Below are 8472 nucleotides of genomic sequence, written 5' to 3' on the forward strand. Positions count from 1 at the left end.
GTGGGTCACCCATCGGCCCGGCCCCGCCAGCGAAGGCTCCGGACCACTGCCACGAAGGACACCTGATGGTCACCTCCACCACCTCGCCCCAGCTCGACAGCGGTCGCGGTCGCGACCCCGAGCGCGCGCCCCGCCGCGTGGGCTTCAGCCAGACCCTGGGTCGCTGGGACGTCAAGGTCTCGCCCTACCTCTACATCTCGCCGTTCTTCATCCTCTTCGCGCTCACGGGGTTGTTCCCGCTCGTCTACACGGCGTACGTCTCCGTGCACGACTGGAACCTCATCGGTGGCAAGGGTGACTTCGTCGGCTTCGAGAACTACCTCTTCGTCCTCCAGGAGCCCAACTTCTGGAAGGGCCTGCGCAACACCTTCAGCATCTTCTTCATCTCGACGGTGCCTCAGCTGATCATCGCGATCGTGCTCGCGGCGCTCCTCGACGCGAACCTGCGTGCCCGCACCTTCTGGCGCATGGGCGTGCTGCTCCCCTACGTCGTCGCGCCCGTCGCCGTCAGCCTCATCTTCGGCAAGCTGTTCGCCGACAAGTCCGGCCTGATCAACACGGTGCTCGGCTACATCGGCATCGACCCGATCGGCTGGCACGCGCAGATCCTGCCCAGCCACATCGCGATCGCGACGATGGTCGACTTCCGCTGGACGGGCTACAACACCCTCATCTTCCTCGCCGCGATGCAGGCGATCCCGAAGGACCTCTACGAGGCCGCCGTCCTCGACGGTGCCACCCGGGTCCGCCAGTTCTTCTCCGTCACGGTCCCGATGCTCCGGCCGACCATCATCTTCGTCGTCATCACCTCGACGATCGGTGGCCTGCAGATCTTCGACGAGCCCCGCCTGTTCGACCAGACCGGTCAGGGTGGCCCGAGCCGTCAGTGGATGACCGCCACGATGTACATCTACGAGCTCGGCTGGGGTAACCAGAAGAGCTTCGGACGAGCGTCCGCGGTGGCCTGGATCCTGTTCCTCATCATCATCGTGATCGCCATGATCAACTTCACGGCGACGCGCAAGATCTCGTCGGAGACCTCGGCGACGAAGAAGCGGAAGAAGGTGTCCCGATGAGCGCCCCCTCGCTGCCGGTCATCCGGCAGACGGCCGGCCGTGGTGCCGCACGCGCAGCCGGGCGGAGCCGCTCGACCGCCGCTGGGTCGGACCGTCGTCCGGGCTGGGTCACGTACGTCCTGCTGGCGTTCGCGATCATCCTCGCCATCGCCCCGCTGTACTACGCGTTCCTGCTGGCGTCGGCCAACTCCGCGTACATCGCGCAGAACCCGATCCCGTCGCTGATCCCGCAGGGCGAGTTCTTCGACAACGTCGGCAAGGTCCTGAACTCGGAGATCCAGTTCTGGAAGGCGCTCGGCAACTCGATCATCGTCGGGACGATCACCGCCCTGTCGGTGGTGCTCTTCTCGACGCTCGCCGGGTTCTCGTTCTCGAAGCTGCGGTTCCGCGGTCGCAACGGCCTGCTCGTGTTCGTCATCGCCACCACGGCCGTGCCGACGCAGCTGGGCATCGTGCCGCTGTTCATCCTCATGTCCCAGTTCGGGTGGACCGGCAAGCTCATCGCCGTCATCGTGCCCGGCCTGGTCACCGCGTTCGGTGTGTTCTGGATGACGCAGTACCTCGAGTCCGCGCTCCCCTACGAGCTCGTCGAGGCCGCCCGCGTGGACGGCGCGTCGATGATCCGGACCTTCTGGCACATCGCTCTCCCGGCGGCTCGTCCCGCAGCCGTGATGCTCGGCCTGTTCACGTTCGTCGCGTCATGGACGAACTTCTTCTGGCCCTTCATCGTCCTGGGCAACCAGAACCCGACCCTGCCCGTGGCCATCCAGCTGCTCCAGGCGTCGTACTTCAAGGACATGTCGCTGATCATGGCGGGCGTCACCATCTCCACGATCCCGCTGATCATCCTGTTCTTCGTCGCCGGCCGTCAGCTCGTGGCCGGAATCATGCAGGGTGCCGTCAAGGGCTGAGCCACGCACACTGGTCACGGCAGGTCCCGGACCCTCACGGTCGCACCCCGACCACGTGAGGCCGGTCGATGGGGAGGGGGGGGGGGGCCCCCCGCGCCGACGCTCGAGCAGGTCGCCGAGCGGGCAGGTGTCTCGCGCTCGACAGCCTCCCGCGCCATCAACGGCGGACTGCGCGTCTCTCCCGAAGCGCTCGCCTCGGTCGAGGCCGCAGTGGCCGATCTCGGCTACACCCCCAACCGTGCCGCCCGCTCGCTCGTCACCAAGCGCACCGACTCCATCGCCCTGGTGGTCCCGGAGCCTGACGAGCGCGTGCTGTCCGACCCGTTCTTCGCCGGCACGCTCAACGGCCTGAGCTCGTCGCTGGCCGACTCCGACATGCAGGTGGTGCTCGTCATCGCCCGTCCCGGGGAGAGCGAGCGCACGGTCCGCTACCTGCGCAACGGGCACGTGGACGGGGCGATCGTGGTGTCGCACCACGCCAACGACGAGCTCGACCGAGCGCTGCAGCTGTCGCGAGTGCCCAACGTGTTCGTCGGCCGCCCGCTGTCCGCCGACGAGCGTGACGTCCAGTACGTCGACACGGACAACGTCGAGGGCGGCCGGCTCGCCACACAGCACCTCATCGATCGCGGCTGCACCCGCATCGCGACGATCGCGGGACCCGCCGACATGTCCGCCGGCATCGACCGCCTCACCGGCTGGCGCAACGCCATCCGTGCGGCGGGGATGTCCGACGACGCCGTGGTGCACGGTGACTTCACGATGGCGTCCGGCACCACCGCGGCGCGCGAGCTGCTGGCGCGCTTCCCGGACGTCGACGCGATCTTCATCGCGTCCGACCTCATGGCGGCCGGCGCGCTCAGCGTCCTCGCGGAGCACGGCAAGGAGGTGCCCCGGGACATCGCGGTCGTGGGCTACGACAACCTCGGCGTCGCCGCGTCGACCACTCCCCCGCTGACCAGCGTCATCCAGCCCGTCGTGGCCATGGCGCGCGCCGCGGGAGCCCGCCTCCTCGACCAGCTGAACGGCGCCCCGCCGTCGCCACCGCTGATCTTCGCCCCGGAGCTGGTGATCCGCGCCTCGGCGTAGTGCGACCGTCCGGCGCTACGGGAGCGCGCCGGCACGGTCATCGAAGGCCCGGTGGGACACCCACCGGTCGCGGGCGCCGCTGGCGAGCACCGGCCCGTCCAGCACGGTGACCTCGCCGACGCGGCTCGCCGCGGCCTCCCGCAGGCCGGGCGCCGACCCGACCACCCGCACACGACCGGTGACCTCGCCGGCCCGGACCCGGGCGGCGAACGCCTCGTGCGACTCGCCGGACACGTCGCTGAGGATCACGTCGACCCCGGCCGTGCGGGCCGCGTGGCAGACCCGGTCCACCTCCCGGGCCCGCGCGTCGGCGCCGGTCCTGACCGTGAGGTGCGGGACGGGCCGGTAGCGCAGGACGTTCGCCTCGACGCGCAGCCCGGACGGGTCGTGCTCGAGCGAGAGGTCGTCCGCCCACACGAGGGCGTCGTCCGCCCGCGCCCAGGCGAGCCAGGCGTCGTCGTCCTGCGGCACGTCGGGGGCGTCCTGCCAGTGACCGATCTGCGCGACGTAGTGCGGCCCCCCGGCCTTGGCGCCGGGTCCGACGGTGGAGGCCTTCCAGCCGCCGAAGGGCTGCCGCTGCACGATGGCCCCGGTGATGTGCCGGTTGATGTACGCGTTGCCGACCTCGACGCGGTCGAGCCAGTGGTCGATCTCCGCCTCGTCCAGGGAGTGCAGGCCTCCGGTCAGCCCGTACGCGACGGCGTTCTGCAGGTCGATGGCCTCGTCGAGCGTCTCGACGCGCATGATGCCGAGCACCGGGCCGAAGCACTCGGTGGTGTGGAACCAGGAGCCGGGGGTGACCCCGTGCTTGACGCCGGGGCTCCACAGTCGGCCCTCCGCGTCGAGGCGCCGCGGCGCCACGAGCCACGACTCCCCCGGGTCCAGCGTGGTCAGCGCGCGCAGGAGCTTGCCCGACGCCGGCTCGGTCAGCGGTCCGACGGCGGTACCCAGGTCGGTGGCGGGCCCGACGCGCAGCGAGGAGACGGCATCGGCCAGCTGGCGCCGGAGACGGTCCGAACGACCCGCCGAGCCGACGAGGATCGCGAGCGAGGCGGCCGAGCACTTCTGCCCGCCGTGCCCGAACGCGGACCGCACCAGGTCGGCGACCGCGAGGTCCACGTCGGCGGACGGCGTGATGACGAGGGCGTTCTTGCCGGACGTCTCCGCGAGCACGTCGAGGTCGGGCCGCCAGCCGGCGAACAGCTGTGCCGTCTCGATCGAGCCCGTGAGCAGGACGCGTGCGACGTCGGGGTGCGTGACGAGCCGGCGGCCGACGTCGCCCTCGGGGCTGAGGACGACCGTGAGGATGCCCCCGGGGGCGCCCGCCTCGTCGAGCCCGCGCTGGATGGCCGCCATGGCGACCTGCCCGCAGCGCGGCGCCTGGGGCGCGGGCTTGACGAGCACGGGGCTGCCCGCGGCCAGCGAGGCGAGCACCGAGCCGACCGGGATGGCGACGGGGAAGTTCCACGGCGGCGTGACGACGGTGAGCCCGGACGGCCGGTGCACGGCGCCCAGCACGACGCCGTCGGCGAGGTCCGCGGCGCGGTCGGCGTAGTACCGCGCGAAGTCGACGGCCTCGCTGACCTCGGGGTCCGCCTCGGCCACCGTCTTGCCGGTCTCGTGGACCATCGTCGCGACGAGGTCGGCGCGGCCGTCCTCCAGGGCGACCGCGACGGCCCGGAGCATCCTGGCGCGCTCGCTGGGCGGGGTCGCGGCCCAGGCGGGCAGCACGGCCGACGCCCGCGCCACGGCGGCGTCGACCTCGTCGGTCGTGGAGACGCAGACCGCGCCGTCGGGCACCGGCACGTCCCGGTCGACGACCCCCCGCGCCCACGCGCGGGCCACCCCGACGGCGGGGTCGGTGTCCGGCGTGTTGGTGAAGGCGTCCGCACCCGGCTCGTCGGTGTAGGGCCTGGCCGCGCGGCGGGCGGCGGTCGACGGCAGGTCCCGGTCGCGGAACGCCACCCGGAACGCCTCCTCCTGGTCGTCCATCGCGTCGCCGTCCGCGAACAGCGCGTGCAGGAAGTTCTGGCTCGCGGAGTTCTCCTCCAGCCGCCGCACGAGGTAGGAGATCGCCACGTCGAAGTCGTGCCTGGCCACCACCGGCGTGTAGAGCAGGAYGGCGCCGACCGCGTCCCGGACCGCACGCGCCTGCGCCGGTGCCATGCCCTGGAGCATCTCCACGTCGAGGGCCTCGGAGACCCCGCGCTGCTGCGCGATCAGGTGGGCGGCGGCGACGTGGAACAGGTTGTGGCTGGCGACGCCGACCCGCAGGGCGGACGTGCGGGCAGGGTCGAGGGCGCGGTCGACGAGCCGCAGGTACGCCGCGTCGACCTCGGCCTTCGAGCCGTACGGTGCCTGCGGCCAGCCGTGCAGCTCGGCCTCGACCTGCTCCATCGCGAGGTTGGCGCCCTTGACCAGCCGCACCTTGAGACGCGCACCTCCGGCCTCCCGGCGCTCGGTGGCGATGGCCGTCAGCTCGTCGAGCGCGTCGGCGGCGTCGGGCAGGTAGGCCTGCAGCACGATGCCGGCCTCGGCTCCCATGAGCTCGGGGTCGGAGACCAGCCGCTCGAACACCCGCAGCGTCAGGGTCAGGTCGCGGTACTCCTCCATGTCGAGGTTGAGGAACGTGCCGTGCCGAGCCGCCGTCAGGTAGAGCGGACGCAACCGCTCGACCACCCGGGCGACGCTGCCCTCGGAGTCCCAGGTGGACAGCTGGCTGGCCACCGCGGAGACCTTGACGGACACGTAGTCGACGTCGGGCCGCTCCACGAGCGCGTGCACCCGCGCGAGCCGCGCGGTCGCCTCGCGCTCGCCGAGCACCGCCTCGCCCAGCAGGTTGAGGTTGAGCCGGAAGCCCTCCGCCCGCGTCGCGGCCAGGTGCGTGGCGAGTCCCGGCCCGTCGTCGGCGACCAGGTGGCCGACCAGGCTGCGCAGCCGCTGGCGCGCGGCCGGCACCACGACGTCGGGCAGCACGGGTGCGACGAGCGCCCCGGCGCCGAGCATCACCCGGTCGAGCGGGCCGAGGAACCCCGACGCCGCACCGGCGGAGAGGCCGGCGAGCTCGCGGGCGGCGACCCGGACGTCCTGGGGGCGTGCGACGCGGTCGACGAACCGCACGGCGAGCTCGAGCCCGGCCGGGTCCGACACCAGGGCCGCCAACCGCCCGGTGGTGCGCCGCTCGCGGGCCGTCTGGCCCTCCGCCGTCGCGGACAGCCAGGTCCGGGCCAACCGGATCGCGTCCTGCGTGACGTCGCCCGTCGTCGACATGCTGCTCCTCGCTCCGCCCGTGCCGGGTTGCGGCCGGGCTCTGGTGGTCCTCCGTGCGGGCCGGGTCCGGCCTGGGGCCAGTCTGGCCGTCACGGACCGTCCGTGCGACGTCCATCGCCCGGATGCCGGTTGACCCGCCCGCCCGATCTCGCCAAGGTGAACGCGTCCGCGCACCGCTGCGCGGTCGACACCAGGGGGATCCGCATGCCAGCTCGCGTCCGTGCCCGACGAGTCCTCGTCACCGCCCTCAGTGCCCTCGTCCTCCTGGTCGGCGGCCTCGTCGCCGCGGTCCCGGCCTCCGCGGCGGACGACCTGGGACCGGCGCCACTGCGTGCCGTGCCCGTCACCGGCGGTCTCGTGCAGCCCATGGCCACGATCGAGGACGAGGAGGAGTTCTGCAGGTGGCTCACGGGGCTCTACGTGAACCACCCCACGTACTACACGGTGCGCGTGTACAACTGCCGCACGACCGACGTCTTCGTGAAGGGCGTCTACCTCAACGGGACCTTCGGCACGTGCGTCCGGGTGCCCGCGCGCAGCTCGCGCCATCTCGGCGGGTCCGTGATCAAGCCGCTGGACGACGCACAGGTCTGCTGACCTGCCCGCGGTACGGACACGCGCGGCTCGCCCTTCGGGCCTGCCGTGCGCCAGGCCCAGGCGGTGACAAGGTGGGGGCGTGACGAACCTCACAGCGGAGACCCCGCAGCAGACCACGCCCCTCGCCACCGCCAAGGCACAGCTTGCCGGTGCCGTCGAGATCCTCGGCTACACCGAGGGGCTCCACCGCATGCTCGCCACACCCCGGCGCGAGATGAACGTCGCCGTCCCCCTCCGACGGGACGACGGCGAGATCGAGCTCTTCACCGGGTACCGCGTGCAGCACAACATCTCCCGCGGCCCGGGCAAGGGCGGGCTGCGCTACTCGTCCAGCGTCGACGTCGACGAGGTCAGGGCGCTCGCCATGTGGATGACCTGGAAGTGCGCGGTCGTCGACGTCCCGTACGGCGGCGCCAAGGGCGGCGTCACCATCGACCCGCGGCAGTACTCCCAGGCGGAGCTCGAACGCGTGACCCGGCGCTACACCAGCGAGATCATGCCGATCATCGGCCCCGAACGGGACATCATGGCGCCGGACATCGGCACCAACGAGCAGACCATGGCCTGGGTCATGGACACCTACTCGGTCAACCGCGGCTACACGATCCCCGCGGTGACCACCGGGAAGCCCCTGGCCGTCGGCGGCTCGCTGGGACGCGCGACCGCCACCTCCCGCGGCGTCGTGCACTGCGCCGCCGCGGCCCTCGGTGACGCGGGCGTCAAGCTCCACGAGGTCAGTGCGGCCGTGCAGGGCTTCGGCAAGGTCGGCTCGCACGCCGCGCGGTTCCTGCACGACGCCGGCAGCCGGGTGGTCGCAGTCAGCGACGAGCAGGGCGGCGTCATGGACACCGACGGYCTCGACATCGTCGCGCTGGTGCGGCACGTGGAGCGCACCGGCACGGTCAGCGGGTTCGACGGCGGCTCCCCGATCGACAACTCCGAGCTCCTCGCGCTCGACGTCGACGTGCTCATCCCCGCAGCCGTGGAGGGAGTGCTGGACGCCGAGGCGGCCGGTCGGGTCAAGGCGCGCTGGGTGGTGGAGGCCGCCAACGGGCCGACCACCCACGAGGGCGACCGGGTGCTCGCCGAGCGGGGCATCGTCGTCGTGCCGGACATCCTGGCCAACGCCGGCGGCGTCGTCGTGTCGTACTTCGAGTGGGTGCAGGCCAATCAGGCGTACTGGTGGACCGAGCAGGAGATCGAGGACCGCCTCGAGCACCGCATGGTCACGGCCCACCGTGCGGTCGCCGCCGTGGCGGGCGCGGAGGGCATCTCGCTGCGCGACGCAGCTCTGACGATCGGTGTCCGGCGCGTGGCCGAGGCGCACCAGATCCGCGGCCTCTACCCCTGATCGGGAGTACGGGCAGGGGTACGGGTGTTGCGAACGAGGTGACTCGTCCGAACCCCGTGCCCCTGTCCGTGCTCGACACCTCCCCGGTCGCTGTCGGCCAGTCGTCCGGCGAGGCGCTCGCCGCGACCACCACGCTCGCCCGCGCCGCCGACGCGGCCGGCTACGCGCGGTTCTGGGT

At 72.2% G+C, this 8472-nt stretch carries 5 protein-coding genes and 1 pseudogene; 5 read left to right on the plus strand and 1 reads right to left on the minus strand.

Features of this window, described 5'->3' with window-relative positions:
• The first annotated feature begins 65 nt into the window (after positions 1–65).
• From AC1DUQ_RS16705 to AC1DUQ_RS16715, 3 genes and pseudogenes are all read left to right on the plus strand, one after another.
• Positions 66–1076: a carbohydrate ABC transporter permease gene (locus AC1DUQ_RS16705; protein ID WP_477061615.1), complete on the plus strand. Its 1011-nt coding sequence runs from the start codon at positions 66–68 to the stop codon at positions 1074–1076.
• Entirely contained in the window at positions 1073–1987 is a 915-nt protein-coding gene (locus AC1DUQ_RS16710) for a carbohydrate ABC transporter permease (protein ID WP_477061614.1), read from the plus strand. The genes AC1DUQ_RS16705 and AC1DUQ_RS16710 overlap by 4 nt, the downstream gene beginning before the upstream one ends.
• 87 nt (positions 1988–2074) lie before the next feature.
• Positions 2075–3076 (plus strand): annotated as a pseudogene (locus AC1DUQ_RS16715) (LacI family DNA-binding transcriptional regulator); the annotation flags it as partial.
• Positions 3077–3091: 15 nt separating this feature from the next.
• Here AC1DUQ_RS16715 and AC1DUQ_RS16720 read toward each other — a convergent pair.
• Complete coding sequence (locus AC1DUQ_RS16720; protein ID WP_477074173.1) at positions 3092–6346, minus strand: bifunctional proline dehydrogenase/L-glutamate gamma-semialdehyde dehydrogenase; 3255 nt, start codon at positions 6344–6346, stop codon at positions 3092–3094.
• A 204-nt stretch (positions 6347–6550) separates the two neighbouring features.
• Here AC1DUQ_RS16720 and AC1DUQ_RS16725 point away from each other — a divergent pair, with 204 nt between their 5' ends.
• Entirely contained in the window at positions 6551–6943 is a 393-nt protein-coding gene (locus tag AC1DUQ_RS16725) for a hypothetical protein (RefSeq protein WP_477061611.1), read from the plus strand.
• Between the two features lie 79 nt (positions 6944–7022).
• On the plus strand, positions 7023–8294 hold the full coding sequence (locus AC1DUQ_RS16730; protein WP_477061610.1) for a Glu/Leu/Phe/Val family dehydrogenase: 1272 nt from the start codon (positions 7023–7025) through the stop codon (positions 8292–8294).
• Positions 8295–8472 lie beyond the last annotated feature (178 nt).

It is taken from the genome of Cellulomonas sp. P4_B5_2 (assembly GCF_056402235.1).

What these genes read in the sequence shown, in the direction of transcription:
- AC1DUQ_RS16725 (WP_477061611.1), top strand. Translation starts at nt 6,551, where the DNA reads ATGCCAGCTCGCGTCCGTGCCCGACGAGTCCTCGTCACCGCCCTCAGT.
- AC1DUQ_RS16705 (WP_477061615.1), top strand. Translation starts at nt 66, where the DNA reads ATGGTCACCTCCACCACCTCGCCCCAGCTCGACAGCGGTCGCGGTCGC.
- AC1DUQ_RS16710 (WP_477061614.1), top strand. Translation starts at nt 1,073, where the DNA reads ATGAGCGCCCCCTCGCTGCCGGTCATCCGGCAGACGGCCGGCCGTGGT.